This window comes from Lentiprolixibacter sp. (assembly GCF_982873095.1).
The window spans coordinates 1-12890 of the sequence record NZ_CEYNTP010000057.1 but is presented as its reverse complement, the minus strand read 5'-3'; the positions used below and the strand labels follow the sequence as shown (position 1 = coordinate 12890).

11 protein-coding genes and 1 tRNA gene are annotated in these 12890 nt (G+C 47.1%); 9 read left to right on the top strand and 3 right to left on the bottom strand.

Translation table 11 applies throughout. The features are described from left to right. Together AC4E7D_RS05360 and AC4E7D_RS05355 are read left to right on the top strand one after the other, a co-directional pair. Positions 1-573, top strand: a 573-nt coding sequence (locus tag AC4E7D_RS05360; RefSeq protein ID WP_490172782.1) for an amino acid permease, incomplete at its 5' end; no start/stop codon positions are given. 9 nt (positions 574-582) lie between these two features. Beyond that, positions 583-1464 (top strand): dimethylarginine dimethylaminohydrolase family protein, encoded by an 882-nt coding sequence (locus AC4E7D_RS05355; RefSeq protein WP_490172781.1) that lies wholly within the window; start codon positions 583-585, stop codon positions 1462-1464. 1 nt (position 1465) lies between these two features. On the opposite strand, the gene AC4E7D_RS05350 is transcribed toward AC4E7D_RS05355, so the two are convergent. From AC4E7D_RS05350 to AC4E7D_RS05340, 3 genes are read right to left on the bottom strand one after another with little or no spacing between them, the layout of a single operon-like run. Beyond that, positions 1466-2182 (bottom strand): tRNA1(Val) (adenine(37)-N6)-methyltransferase, encoded by a 717-nt coding sequence (locus tag AC4E7D_RS05350; protein ID WP_490172780.1) that lies wholly within the window; start codon positions 2180-2182, stop codon positions 1466-1468. Then, positions 2179-2706 (bottom strand): ribosome maturation factor RimM, encoded by a 528-nt coding sequence (gene rimM / locus AC4E7D_RS05345; RefSeq protein WP_490172779.1) that lies wholly within the window; start codon positions 2704-2706, stop codon positions 2179-2181. Before rimM ends, AC4E7D_RS05350 begins: the two co-directional genes overlap by 4 nt. A gap of 16 nt (positions 2707-2722) precedes the next feature. Continuing rightward, positions 2723-3340 carry a 30S ribosomal protein S16 gene (locus AC4E7D_RS05340; protein ID WP_490172778.1) on the bottom strand — a complete coding sequence of 206 codons (618 nt, stop codon included), beginning with the start codon at positions 3338-3340 and terminating at the stop codon, positions 2723-2725. Between the two features lie 237 nt (positions 3341-3577). Between AC4E7D_RS05340 and dnaE the strand changes: the two genes are divergently transcribed. The 7 genes from dnaE (at position 3578) to AC4E7D_RS05305 (ending at position 12755) form a co-directional block, all read left to right on the top strand. Beyond that, entirely contained in the window at positions 3578-7960 is a 4383-nt protein-coding gene (gene dnaE, locus AC4E7D_RS05335) for a DNA polymerase III subunit alpha (protein WP_490172777.1), read from the top strand. Positions 7961-8099: 139 nt separating this feature from the next. Beyond that, positions 8100-8417, top strand: coding sequence for a thioredoxin (trxA, locus tag AC4E7D_RS05330; protein ID WP_490172776.1), 318 nt, complete (start codon positions 8100-8102; stop codon positions 8415-8417). 78 nt (positions 8418-8495) lie between these two features. Beyond that, positions 8496-9425, top strand: coding sequence for a DUF58 domain-containing protein (locus AC4E7D_RS05325; RefSeq protein ID WP_490172775.1), 930 nt, complete (start codon positions 8496-8498; stop codon positions 9423-9425). Positions 9426-9593: 168 nt separating this feature from the next. Beyond that, positions 9594-9667, top strand: a tRNA-Asp gene (locus tag AC4E7D_RS05320). Between the two features lie 350 nt (positions 9668-10017). After that, positions 10018-10692 (top strand): NUDIX hydrolase, encoded by a 675-nt coding sequence (locus AC4E7D_RS05315; RefSeq protein WP_490172774.1) that lies wholly within the window; start codon positions 10018-10020, stop codon positions 10690-10692. 121 nt (positions 10693-10813) lie between these two features. Next, positions 10814-11830: an SPFH domain-containing protein gene (locus AC4E7D_RS05310; protein ID WP_490172773.1), complete on the top strand. Its 1017-nt coding sequence runs from the start codon at positions 10814-10816 to the stop codon at positions 11828-11830. Between the two features lies 1 nt (position 11831). Next, positions 11832-12755: an NAD(+)/NADH kinase gene (locus AC4E7D_RS05305; protein ID WP_490172772.1), complete on the top strand. Its 924-nt coding sequence runs from the start codon at positions 11832-11834 to the stop codon at positions 12753-12755. Positions 12756-12890: the final 135 nt, after the last annotated feature.

The following is a 12890-nucleotide window of genomic DNA, read 5'->3' as shown; positions in this document are numbered from 1 at the left end:
GGGATGATCCCCATGGACACCCTGGCGGCCTCCCCTGCCCCTTTTGCAGATGCCATGGAAATCATGTCCGGCAAATGGGGGAAATATATCGTAGCCGGCGGGGTGGCTGTTGCCGCTTTTGGAGCATTAAATGGCTGGATCCTCATACAGGGACAGATTGCCCGGGCCACCGCCATAGATCAGCTGGTCCCGGTGATTTTCAAAAAAGAAAACAAAAAAGGAGCTCCTATTTATGGCATTATCATCGGCAGCGTGCTTTCATCAATTCTTATGCTGATGAATTTCAGTGACGGCCTGGTGGAGCAATTTCGGTTTATGATTCAATTGAGCACCCTCTGTTGCCTGATCCCCTACCTGTTCTCTGCCGCAGCCTATGTTTTGCTGGCTTTGAAAAAATTCACAAAAGGGCAAAGCCCCCTGCTCGTCCATCTTCTCGGTGGACTAGCCTTTATATTTTCCCTCTGGGCCATTTTTGGTGCCGGGGAAACCGTTGTTTTTTCGGGATTCCTGATGCTGATGGCCGGGATACCTATTTATGTCTGGATGAAACTCAGCTCTGAAGAAGAACCCTAAACGGATATAATGCAAACTACCTCCCACTCCGAAATACACAGATTAACCTCCGTATTACTGAATCCGGTACAACATGCCTTCCAAAGTCCGGAAAAAATAAAGCAGGAATGGGAACCCCTAAATTATCTGCAGGCCCCTCACTGGGTAGCTGCTCTTGAGGAATATGAAATTTTTGAGGGCATTTTCCGCAAGGCCGGGGTAGACATACAGTATTTGCCAAAAAATAAAACCTGCTCCCTAGATGCGCTCTATTGTCGGGATGCCAGTATTACCACTGACCATGGGGTGATCCTTTGCCATATGGGCAAGGCTCAACGCAACCCCGAGCCCTTAGTCATGGAAGACTTCTTCACAGGGGCCGGAATACCCATTTTAGGGAAGATACAACCCCCCGGAACCCTGGAAGGTGGCGATGTGGCCTGGCTGGATACCAACACCCTGGCTGTAGGCCTGGGCTACCGGACCAACCTGGATGGCATCAGTCAATTAAAACAGCTGCTCAGGCCGCTGGATGTTGACCTGGTTGTGGTTGACCTCCCCCATTTCAGGGGACCGAAAGACGTCTTCCACCTGATGTCGATCTTCAGTCCCGTTGACCAGGACCTTGCCGTCACTTATTCCCCACTGATGCCTGTCCGATTCAGGAACTACCTGCTGGATAAGGGTTACGAACTGGTGGAAGTGCCGGAAGCCGAGTTTGATTCCCTGGGCTGTAATGTGCTGACCCTGGCACCCCGGAAATGTTTGATGGTAAAGGGTAATCCGATCACGGAAAAGCGACTGAAACAAGTGGGATGTGAGGTCCTGACCTATTCGGGAAATGAGATAAGTGTAAAAGGCGGAGGAGGACCTACCTGCCTGACGCGACCCCTCTCACGCGAGATAGGATAAGCTACATTTTCAGGTAGAAATCCCTAGTGAGCTGGATATATTCAGGGGTGTATTCGTGCCTGGAGATTTCTATAACGAGTTCCTGCACGTTGGATTTCGTTTTGGTTTTTTGAAATTCAAGCAGGCTCCTTTTTATTTCAGCATCGGGATTCCCGCGGACCTCCAGAATGCTTGATGGATAGAGGCCATACTCCCCTGCCAATCCAATGAAATCTGTGGCTGCACTATGGGGCAGGATCACTACAAATTTACCTTTCCGGGCAAGGAGGTTTTTTGCCCCTTCAAGCAATTCTGAAAAGGGGAGGGAGGCGTTTTGCCTTGCCTGGTCCCTCGCATGATCCCCGCTGGAGGGGGTTTCTGTATGGAAAGGGGGATTACTGACAATAAGGTCGTACTGCTCTTCCACTTCGGCCACAAATTCCTGCAGGGAACAATGGTAGCAAAAGAGGCGGTCTGCCCAGGGAGAGGCTTCAAAATTGGCAACGCATTGTTCAAAGGCTGCATCCTGAATTTCCAGGGCATCAATGAAGGCCGACTGCGAACGCTGTGCGATCATCAAAGCCACCAACCCGGTCCCGGCCCCGACATCGAGCACTGAGGCAGGCTCATGGGCCAGGGTGGCCCAGGCCCCCAACAGCACACCATCTGTGCCCACTTTCATGGCACAGCGGTCCTGCGCTATGGTAAATTGCTTGAATCTGAACGGTTTGGCTTTCATCCTAGGTACAGGTCGACCAATCCCTCAGGTGTAGCCACAAAAATGGTTCTTGCAACCCGGTCTACTTTTTGGATGATATCGTCATTGATGGGGACAAGTACGGTTTTGCCATCCTTGTTGGCTTCAAAAAGGGCCTGGGAGGCACTGTCGTTTACCCCTTCGATCAGGCCGATATCACCGTGGACCTCATCTACAAGTCGAAAACCAATGATTTCGTGGTAATAGAACTTGTCCCCTTCCAGTTTGGGAAGGAATTCCAGGGGCAAATACAATTCTGAACCCATCAGGGCCTCTGCCCCCTGCTCATCACTAACTTCTTCAAACTTGATCCGGAGCAAGCTGGATTTATGCAGGGTGCAGCGCTCAATAAAAAAAGGAACCAGGCTGTTTCGCCTAGAAACAAACACTGATTCCATATTTTCGTACGCCTGGGGGTCGTCTGTGTCTAACTTGACTAACACTTCCCCTTTAAAGCTGTGCTTTGCGACAATTTTGCCTAAAAAGAAACAGGCTTCCTTTCGCATGGTACAGCCGGCAGTTCTATTCCTCTTCTGCAGACGCTTCCGGAGCTGCTGCTTCTTCCGCCTCAGCCTCTGGTGCTGCTTCGGTTGCCTCTTCTGTTGCAGCTTCTGTAGCTTCTGCTACTTCCCCTTCAGCGGCAGGTGCTTCTTCTGTTGCGGCTTCGGCTTCAGCCACTTCTGCGGCCTCAGCTTCAGCAGCGGCCTGAGCACGCTTCTCGTTTACTTCTTTTTCTGCTTCAAGCGCCTTCGCCTTAGCTTCTGCCTTTGCTTTTTCAAGGCTGCTGGCTTTGTTCGCGATAGCTTTTTCCTTCTCGCTGATCCAGGCCTGGAACTTCGCCTCAGCTTGTTCTTCTGTCAGCGCCCCTTTCCTGATCCCTCCGTTGAGGTGGTGCTTTAACATCACTCCTTTATAAGAGAGGATGCGTTTGGCGGTATGAGAAGGTTGAGCACCATTCTCCAGCCATTTCACTGAACTGTCTACATCCAGGTCAATAGTAGCCGGATTGGTGTTTGGATTATAGGTTCCTAATTTCTCCAGAAATTTACCGTCTCTTTTGGCACGGGCATCTGCTGCCACAACCCAGTAAAAGGGTTTTCCTTTCTTTCCGTGGCGTTGAAGTCTAATTCTAACGGGCATATCACATTAATTTTGTAGGGTTCCCGACCCTCGGTTATTAATTCTTTAGATCCTAAAAAGGACGGCAAAGATACTCTATTTCTATTAATACACAATGCTTTGGAAAACAATATTTGGATACCTGAACCCTGTGCCTGCACTTCCACAACAACGTTAATAACTCCTGAAAACTACCCTTTCTCCCATAGGCACATTTCCCTATTTTTATGGCCTGCTTATTAACCTTCAAGGAACCGAATGTATTTAGTATTTGATACGGAAACCACGGGATTGCCCAAGCGATGGGATGCCCCACTAAGCGATCTCGACAACTGGCCAAGGTGTGTACAGATCGCCTGGCAGTTGCATGATGAGATGGGAGCATTGCTGGATCAGCAGGACTATCTCGTTAAGCCAGAAGGCTTTAATATCCCCTACGATGCAGAGGTCATCCACGGGATCTCCACAGAATTGGCCGAGCAGGAAGGAGAATCCCTGGAAGTAGTTACCGAGCGTTTCCGCGAAGTGTTGAAAAAGGCAAAATTCATCGTTGGGCAGAATGTAGGTTTTGACGTGAATATCATGGGGGCAGAATTGCTTCGTCAAAGCATTCCCAATGAAATGGAACCCCTGCCTGTCCTGGATACCTGTACTGAAGATACCGCCGAGCTGTGTCAAATCCCCGGGGGACGGGGCGGCAAATTCAAACTGCCCACCTTGTCAGAATTGCATGAGTTCCTGTTTGATGAGCCCTTTATTGAGGCCCATAATGCGACCGCAGATGTGGAGGCTACGGCCCGTTGCTTTTTCGAACTGATTCGTAAGGGAAAATTTTCAGCAGCACAGCTAAAGGCAAATTCCTCGTATCTGGAGGAATTTAAGACGGCCCATCCGGAACCGATTGCGCTCATCGGCCTGAAGCATATCAACTTTAAGGAAGCCTCAAGGAAAATCCGGGAGCAGATCACCCAGCAAGACAGTGATTTGTCGCACCAGGAACTTGCGGATAATATTGCTTCCCTGGAAGACTATCCCTTTGTACACCTCCATAACCATTCCCAGTTTTCTGTCCTGCAGTCAACCATCCGGATAAAAGACCTGGTAAAGCAAACTGCTGAATACGGGATGCCCGCTGTGGCACTGACCGACCATGCGAATATGATGGGGGCCTTTCATTTCGTAAAGGAGGTGAAGGCCTACAACAAAACCGTTGAAAAACGGAACAAGGAAGCCGAGGAAAATGGGGAAGAAGCCCGCTGGAAAACCATCGTTCCGATCATCGGATGTGAATTCCATGTCTGCGAGGACCACACCAACAAGAATGTAAAGGACTACGGTTACCAGGTAGTGTTCCTTGCGAAAAACAAAAAGGGCTACCACAACCTGGCAAAAATGTCTTCCCTGGCCTACACGGATGGTTTTTACTATGTGCCGAGGATAGACAAGAACATTATTGCGCAGTACAAGGACGACCTTATTGTCCTGACCGGGAACCTCTATGGGGAGGTGCCCTCAAAGATCCTGAATCAGGGAGAAAAACAGGCAGAGGAGGCGTTGCTTTGGTGGAAGGAACAGTTCGGGGAAGACTTATACATGGAGATCATGAGGCACGGTCAGGAAGATGAAGACCGGGCGAATACCGCACTGGTAAAACTGGCTAAAAAGCACGAAGTAAAACTTGTGGCCACCAACAACACCTATTACTGCGCAAAAGAGGATGCCAATGCCCATGACATCCTGCTTTGTGTCAAGGACGGGGAAAAGCAGGCCACTCCCATCGGCCGCGGCCGGGGGTACCGTTATGGATTGCCCAATCAGGAGTACTACTTCAAATCAGCCGATGCCATGAAGGCCCTGTTCAAGGATCTGCCGGAATCCATCCAGAACCTGCAGGAGGTGGTCGACAAGATTGAACCATTTGACCTGGCAAGGGACGTGCTCCTCCCCCAGTTTGAGATCCCTGAGGAATTCAAGGTGGCAGAAGACGAAACAGATGGAGGCAAACGGGGAGAAAACAAGTACCTCAGGCATATCACCTACGAAGGGGCAAAAGCCCGTTACGAAAACGTTAACGATGAGATCCGGGAACGGATAGATTTTGAATTAGCCACTATTGAAAATTCGGGATACCCGGGATACTTCCTGATCGTGGAAGACTTCATACGGGAAGCACGAAACATGGGAGTGTCAGTTGGGCCCGGAAGGGGGTCGGCTGCCGGTTCGGTGGTGGCCTACTGCCTGGGGATCACTAACATTGACCCCTTGAAGTACGACCTGCTGTTTGAGCGTTTTTTAAATCCAGACCGGGTTTCCATGCCGGATATCGACATTGACTTTGACGATGAGGGGCGTGGAAAGGTCATGGAGTACGTGATCAATAAATACGGCGCCAACCAGGTGGCACAGATCATCACCTATGGCACCATGGCGGCAAAATCCAGTATCCGCGATACGGCCAGGGTGCTCGATTTACCCCTGAACGATGCCGACCGCATTGCCAAGCTCATCCCCAACATGGCCAAGTTTGGGAAGATCTTTGGGGTGCCAGAAAACGAACTCAAGAAAAAGTTCCGCAACGATGAAATGGAGAAGGTTAACCAGTTGCTGAACATATCAGAAGGGGACGACCTGGAAGCGGAAACAGTCAACCTGGCTAGGGTGCTGGAAGGTTCCCTGAGGAATACGGGCATCCACGCCTGCGGGGTGATCATTACCCCGGATGACATTACCAATTTTGTGCCCATTGCCACCGCCAAGGATTCTGACCTGTATGTGACCCAGTTCGACAACTCTGTAGTGGAAAGTGCAGGCCTGCTGAAGATGGATTTCCTGGGCCTGAAAACCCTCACTCTGATTAAGGATACCGTCAAGATTGTTAAGGCACGAAAGGGGATTGCACTCGACCCGGACAGTTTTCCGCTGGACGATGAAAAGACCTATGAACTCTTCCAGCGCGGAGACACCATAGGGATCTTCCAGTATGAATCTGTAGGGATGCAAAAACATCTGAAGGACCTGAAACCTTCGGTTTTTGATGACCTTATCGCCATGAACGCCCTCTACCGGCCAGGCCCCATGGAATATATCCCGAGTTTCATCGCCCGGAAACACGGGCAGGAGGAGATCACCTACGACCTCCCGGAAATGGAGGAATACCTGAAAGAAACCTATGGGATAACCGTTTACCAGGAGCAGGTGATGCTGCTGTCGCAGAAACTGGCGGGCTTTTCCAAGGGTGAGGCGGATGTGCTCCGAAAAGCCATGGGTAAAAAGATCTTTGCCCTGCTGCAAAAGCTGAAACCCAAATTCCTGGATGGGGGGGAAGGAAAAGGCCACCCGCGCGAGATACTGGAAAAGATCTGGAAAGACTGGGAAGCCTTTGCCTCCTATGCCTTTAACAAGAGCCACTCCACCTGCTACGCATACATTGCTTACCAAACGGCCTATCTTAAGGCACACTATCCGGCAGAATATATGGCCGCCGTCCTCTCCAACAATATGAATGACATCAAGCAGGTAACCTTCTTTATGGAAGAGTGCAAGCGGATGGGACTTGAGGTGCTGGGGCCGGATGTAAACGAATCCTACTACAAGTTTGCCGTAAACCAGGACAATGCCATCCGATTTGGGATGGGGGCGATCAAAGGGGTTGGGCGCTCTGCTGTGGAAGCCATCGTTTCGGAGCGAAAAGCCAACGGACCTTTCAACTCTGTTTTTGAACTGGCCAAACGCGTTGACCTGAGGGCCGCCAATAAAAAGGCGTTTGAGAACCTGGCTCTGGCCGGAGGTTTTGATTCCATGGGGAATGCCCACCGGGCCCAGTATTTCCACCATGAGGGGGATGGGATCAGCTTCCTGGAAAAAATTATCAAGTACGGCGCAAAGATGCAGGAAAGTGCAAACTCCTCACAGGTGAGTTTATTTGGAGAAGCCAGTGAGGTACAGATCCCGGAGCCTGTTATCCCCCCCTGCGAGGAATGGGGTACGATGGAGAAGTTGCGGCGTGAAAAAGAGGTGGTGGGTATTTACATATCGGGCCACCCGCTGGACGATTTCCAGAAAGAGATACAGGCATTTTGCAATGCCAGTGTTTCCTTCTTTTCCCGCCCGGAGGACTACCTCAACCGGGAACTGACATTTGCCGGGGTTATTACGGATGTACAGCACCGGGTGTCCAAAAATGGGAAAGGCTGGGCGGCCTTTACTGTGGAAGACTATACAGACACCCATGAATTCCGCATTTTTGGGGAAGAATATTTAAAGTTCAGGCATTTCCTGATGATCAATTCCTTTATCCTGATCAAAGTGTTCATCCGTGAGGGCTGGGTGAACCGGGAAACAGGCAAGAAAGGAGATCCTCGTTTACAGTTCAACCAATTCCTTTTGCTACAGGAAGCCATGGAGGCCTTTGCCAAAAAACTGACGATAAAACTCCGCTTGGAGCAGGTACGCGAGGATCAGATCAGTCTGCTCAGGGATACCCTGGTCTCCTACAAAGGGAAACATCCCCTGAATTTCATCATTTATGAGCTGGAAGAGGAAATAAAAGTCACCCTGGCCAGCCGCAAGCAAAAGGTACAGATCACCAGTGAATTGCTAAGTGCACTGGAAGAACAGGAGGTGCACTACAAATTGAACTGAGACGGCTGAATATCAGACCATGCGGTGGCCCCTTGCCTATAAGTAGGATTGATGACCTCATAAGAAAAATGTATGCTTCTGCTGTAAGGAAAAGGGGAATTATTTAACTAACTTTGCATAATTCTAAAATTTGATAATCATGGCATTAGAAATAACCGATGCTACATTCGAAGAAGTAGTACTGAAAAGTGATAAGCCCGTTGTGGTAGACTTCTGGGCAGCCTGGTGTGGCCCCTGCCGTATGGTAGGTCCGATCATCGACGAAGTGAGCAACGAATACGAAGGCAAAGCCGTTGTTGGAAAAGTAGATGTTGACGCCCATCAGGAATACGCCGCAAAATATGGAGTGCGAAACATCCCTACCGTACTGGTATTCAAAGGTGGTGAAATCGTAAGCCGACAAGTTGGGGTTTCCCCCAAGAAAGTCTATACAGACGCTATCGACGCGGCGCTCTAACTTTTTCAGAGAGCTAGTATACAGGAAGGCCCGGTACAAACCGGGCCTTTTTGTTTTATCTTAGTGGTTTGTTTTCCTATGCATATCCCTTCGGAACTACATAAGGCCCCGTTATTCCAGAACCTGGAGCTCCTTGCCAAACAGGTGGTGGAAGGATTTATCAGTGGCATCCACAAAAGCCCTTTCCATGGGTTTTCCGCAGAATTTGCCGAACATAAGATCTATAATACCGGGGAGAGCACGAAGCATATCGACTGGAAGCTGTTCGCGAAAACGGACAAGTTGTACACCAAGCGCTTCGAGGAGGAAACCAACCTAAGGTGCCATATGATCCTGGATAATTCCGCTTCTATGTACTATCCGGAGGTGAAACAACTGGACATTGACCACCTGAACAAGATCGGGTATGCTGTTTTGGCAATAGCCGCTTTAATGAATATCCTGAAAAAGCAACGCGATGCGGTAGGGCTGAGTGTATATTCGGACACCTATAATTTCTACACCCCGGAAAAGGGCAGCGACCGCCACCATCATATGTTGCTTTCCAAACTGAGTGAGATCAGTATGGACCCGGCCCCGGCAAAGGAAACAAGAACCTATACGTTTCTGCACCAGATCGCGGAAAAGATCAAACGGCGCAGCCTGATCTTTCTGTTTACCGATATGTTCCAGACGGCTAGAAACAATGATAAACTTTTTGACGCCCTCAGGCACCTGAAATACAACAAGCATGAGGTGGTTTTGTTCCACTTACTGGACAAGGAAACTGAAGCCGAGTTCAATTTTGAAAACACACCTCGGCGGTTTGTGGATGTGGAGACCGGGGAGCATATCGATGTGTATCCGGAAACCCTCAAGGCGGCCTACCAGGAAGAATTGGAAGATTATATCAGGACGATTCAGCTCAAATGCGGGCAATATAAGATCAAGTATGTGGGGGTAGATATCCGTGATCAGTTCCAAAAAGTATTGAACACCTTCCTCATTGAACGGCAAAAATTTGTCTAGCGCCGAAAAGTGATTTTTTTATTTGTGGGAATGAATTAGGAGCGTATATTTGCACGTCCACTTCAGTCGAAGTTTTGGTGGACAAAGCACGCTTATAGAAAAGCGGTTGAACAAGGTTTGAATCTGGCTGTTGCCAGAGTCCTGACGAGATGTAAGGATAAAATCATTGGTCTGGTAGTTCAGTTGGTTAGAATACCTGCCTGTCACGCAGGGGGTCGCGGGTTCGAGTCCCGTCCAGACCGCAGAGAAGCAGAGCCCTTCGCACATAAGTGTGAGGGGTTTTTTCATTTCGAAGCACTTGAGCTTGCTTAATCGTGAGTAGAAATGAAAAAAAACCATTGGCTGTGAAGCAGCCATAAGGGCTCGGGCACGCTTCTCTGCAGGACCACCCTTTGGGCCCTTTTCTGTCCACCGAAGGTGGGTAGAAAAGAATCCCGTCTACTTCTATCTATCATAGCTCTGATATAGTATCTGAAGGGCTAAATTTCTGCAGGCCCACCCCTACTGCTAGACCATCTGAGTAAAGCTTTCAGCGCAAAATTCCATTCCGCTCGCCAAAATAATTTATTTTTGTGTATATAGTACGCATAATATGAATAGTTCTATTCGACTTACAGTTGACGCAGTAGTTTTTGGATATGATGAGGGAAATATTTCCGTTTTGTTGGTGAAGCGGAAGTTTGAACCTTTTAAAGACGAATGGGCTCTTCCAGGAGGTTTTGTATTAGAAAATGAGAATTTAGAACAAGCAGTAGAAAGGGAACTGGCTGAAGAAACAGGTGTCAAGATAAATTATCTTGAACAATTATACACTTTTGGTGGTTTACAGAGAGATCCCAGGGGACGGATCGTCTCAGTAGCATACTTTGGTTTGGTTAAACCAAGTGCCTTTAAACTGAGTGCATCAACAGATTCTGAAGAAGCCAAATGGTTCAATATTGAAAAGTTACCGAAACTGGCATTCGACCATAAGGCAATCCTGAAAACTGCTATTGAAAGGCTGAGGGGAAAAATAACGTATGAACCAATTGGGTTTGAACTGCTAGACAAGAAATTTCCTTTTTCTGATTTAGAAAAGCTATACACCACGCTGTTAAATCGCGAAATTGACAGAAGAAATTTCAAAAAGAAAATTAATAGCCTGAAGGTTTTAGACGAATTGGATGAAAAGGTATCCGTTGGCCCGGGAAGGCCAGCCAGCCTTTTTAGCTTCAACAAAAAACGGTACTTTCAACTAAAAAAGGAGGGTATTATCTTCGAAATCTGACCCTGATTTAATTCACTATAATTTAATTTGTGTAAAAAAAACACAAAATATCTTGTGTGTATCAAAACCTCGTTTTATATTTGCGTAATAATTACACAAATTAATTCTAAAACCAGTTATCATGTTTGGAATAAACTATATCAAATTCGATTCGATGAATTATGTAATCCATTATAAAAATGGAAAGATTAAAAATGAAGGCAGAGGACTCTCTTTCTTTTATTTTGCTCCTAATTCTTCCATAGTTTCAATTCCTATGGAGAGCAAAGATTTTCAGTTCATTTTTAAGGAAACTACAAAGGACTACCAGGAGGTATCCATACAGGGTCAGATAACCTATAAGGTAAAGGACCCTAAGCAATTGGCCGAAGTTCTTGACTTTACCGTTGACGCTAAAGGTTACTACCTCAAGGATGACAATGAGAAAATTCAACAGCGCATCATCAATGAGGCTCAAACTGCAAGTGCAGGAGTCATACAGAAGTTGAGCCTTAAAGAAGCGCTACGCCAATTGCAGCAAATCGAAACGCAGATAATGGAGAGTGTCCAAAACTCCAAAACTGTACATATGCTGGGCCTTGAAATTTCAGGTGTGAATGTTTTGGGAGTCTCCCCAAATCCTGAAATGGCTCGGGCGTTGGAAGCACAAATGCGAGAGTCCCTCCAAAAGGAAGCCGATCAGGCTATCTATGAGCGCCGGAATTTTGCCGTGGAGCAGGAACGCATCATTAAGGAATCAGAGCTGAATACAGAAATAGCGGTTGAGGAAAAACAAAAACAGATTGCCGAAAAACAAATGGAAACCGAATTGGTGAAACAGGAAAATGAACAAAAGCTCAAAGAAATGGATATGGCTTCCAATATCTCTTTGGAGGATAGCAAACAGCAACTAATTGACCTAAGGGTTGAAAACGAAAAGAAAGAAGCAGATGCCAAAGAGTATGTTTTGCACGCTAATCTTCGCCCTTATAAGGAATTGGATTGGAAGACCCTCATGGCTATCAATTCCAAAGGTATCGACCCAAGAAATCATATTGCGCTTGCCTTTAGGGAATTGGCTGAGAATGCTAATAAAATAGGGAATCTCAATATCTCCCCTGAATTATTGGAATCTATCATCAGCACCAAGACAAAATAAAATGGAACTGGATAAAATCATTATTGTTAGAGATAAAACTCGGCTTGAGCAACTCATAGAACGCTTTAACTCAAAAGCCCAGGCCAAGTTTTATCTTGAACGTTCAGGAGAAGATTTCAGTTTCTATGAAAATGAACACAATACCTTCTATACCTCACTTGGCCAAGTGGAAAAAGCGATCTCCCCATTGTTTAAGCACAAGGTATTGTTCCGCTCCTATTTGCCCACCTATATGTTCGCAGATGGAGATTTGATAGTGGTTATAGGTCAGGATGGGCTGGTTGCCAATACGGCCAAATATGTGAATGGACTCCCTATAGTAGCCATCAATCCTGATGAGGAACGTTACGATGGTGTTTTGTTGCCACATGGCCCCCAAACTTTTCTTTCGGCTATCAAGAGTTTTATTCACGGGACGTACGAATCCAGAAGGGTTACCATGGCAAAAGCCACTATGAATGATGGACAAACACTTTTGGCATTCAATGATTTTTACATTGGTGCAGCCTCTCATGTTTCATCGCGCTACAATCTTGAATTTCAAGGACAACGTGAAAGCCAGTCTTCCAGTGGAATTCTGGTGTCTACAGGTGCAGGTGCCACGGGTTGGGTCAGTTCGGTATTCAATATGACCAATAATATCAACAACTATTTTTATAATCAAAAATGGGATTTCAGCGCTGGGTTGGATTGGGAGGATGAGAAGCTGCTATTCGTGGTTCGCGAACCCTTTTTAAGCAAAATGTCACAAATAGATTTAGGATATGGAGTAATCAATAGCCACCAGAGTATAAAGATTGAGTCTAAAATGCCAAGCAAGGGGGTAATTTTTAGTGACGGTATAGAATCTGATTTCCTGAACTTCAATTCAGGAAGTTCCTTGAATGTTGGAGTGGCAAATGAAAAGGCTTGTTTGATTTTCTAATATTGTAGAACATGCAATGAACCTGTAATACCGCCACTCTAGAAATGAAGTTCATATCTCAAACTACAAGCTGCCCTTCCCCAATAAGGATGCGGTACCTTTTGTTGATGATTATTCAGATATAAGCACTACCTT

Excerpts from the sequence above, each read along its gene's own strand:
- rimM (WP_490172779.1), bottom strand. The coding sequence starts at position 2,706 with ATGCGAAAGGAAGCCTGTTTCTTTTTAGGCAAAATTGTCGCAAAGCAC.
- AC4E7D_RS05325 (WP_490172775.1), top strand. The coding sequence starts at position 8,496 with ATGCATATCCCTTCGGAACTACATAAGGCCCCGTTATTCCAGAACCTG.
- dnaE (WP_490172777.1), top strand. The coding sequence starts at position 3,578 with ATGTATTTAGTATTTGATACGGAAACCACGGGATTGCCCAAGCGATGG.
- AC4E7D_RS05305 (WP_490172772.1), top strand. The coding sequence starts at position 11,832 with ATGGAACTGGATAAAATCATTATTGTTAGAGATAAAACTCGGCTTGAG.
- AC4E7D_RS05350 (WP_490172780.1), bottom strand. The coding sequence starts at position 2,182 with ATGAAAGCCAAACCGTTCAGATTCAAGCAATTTACCATAGCGCAGGAC.
- AC4E7D_RS05340 (WP_490172778.1), bottom strand. The coding sequence starts at position 3,340 with ATGCCCGTTAGAATTAGACTTCAACGCCACGGAAAGAAAGGAAAACCC.
- AC4E7D_RS05355 (WP_490172781.1), top strand. The coding sequence starts at position 583 with ATGCAAACTACCTCCCACTCCGAAATACACAGATTAACCTCCGTATTA.
- trxA (WP_490172776.1), top strand. The coding sequence starts at position 8,100 with ATGGCATTAGAAATAACCGATGCTACATTCGAAGAAGTAGTACTGAAA.
- AC4E7D_RS05315 (WP_490172774.1), top strand. The coding sequence starts at position 10,018 with ATGAATAGTTCTATTCGACTTACAGTTGACGCAGTAGTTTTTGGATAT.
- AC4E7D_RS05310 (WP_490172773.1), top strand. The coding sequence starts at position 10,814 with ATGTTTGGAATAAACTATATCAAATTCGATTCGATGAATTATGTAATC.